General features: G+C 61.9%; 1 pseudogene. It reads right to left on the reverse strand.

From position 1 onward, the window contains the following. Positions 1 to 793 (reverse strand): annotated as a pseudogene (locus A5789_RS34010) (DNA-directed RNA polymerase subunit beta); the annotation flags it as partial.

Raw genomic sequence — 793 nt, forward strand, 5'->3', positions numbered from 1 at the left:
GCCTTGGCGATCCAGCCGAGGTGTGTTTCCAGGATCTGGCCGATGTTCATACGACGCGGCACACCATGAGTGTTCAAGATGATGTCGACCGGAGTGCCGTCGGGCATGAACGGCATATCCTCCTTCGGCAGGATCTTGCCGATCACACCCTTGTTACCGTGACGGCCGGCGAGCTTGTCACCATCCTGGATCTTGCGCTTCTGCGCCACGTAGACGCGGACGAGTTCGTTCACACCCGGAGGCAGATCGTCGTCGTCCTCACGCGAGAACACACGAATACCGATCACCTTGCCCGACTCACCGTGGGGCACCTTCAACGACGTGTCACGCACCTCGCGGGCCTTCTCACCGAAAATCGCACGCAGCAACCGCTCCTCCGGAGTCAGCTCGGTCTCACCCTTCGGAGTCACCTTGCCGACCAGGATGTCACCGTCACGCACCTCGGCACCGATCCGCACGATGCCACGCTCGTCCAGATCCGCCAGCACCTCATCCGACACGTTCGGAATATCACGAGTGATCTCCTCGGCACCGAGCTTGGTGTCCCGAGCGTCGATCTCGTGCTCCTCGATATGAATCGAGGTCAGCACGTCCTCCTCCACGAGACGCTGCGACAGAATGATCGCGTCCTCGTAGTTGTGACCCTCCCACGGCATGATCGCCACCAACAGGTTCTTACCCAACGCCATCTCACCGTTCTCGGTGCACGGGCCGTCGGCCAGAACCTGGCCGTGCTCGACCCGCTGGCCCTCGTCCACGATCGGACGCTGGTTGGCGCAGGTGCCCTGGTTGG

Source organism: Nocardia sp. 852002-51101_SCH5132738, assembly GCF_001665695.1.
GTDB lineage: Bacteria > Actinomycetota > Actinomycetes > Mycobacteriales > Mycobacteriaceae > Nocardia > Nocardia nova.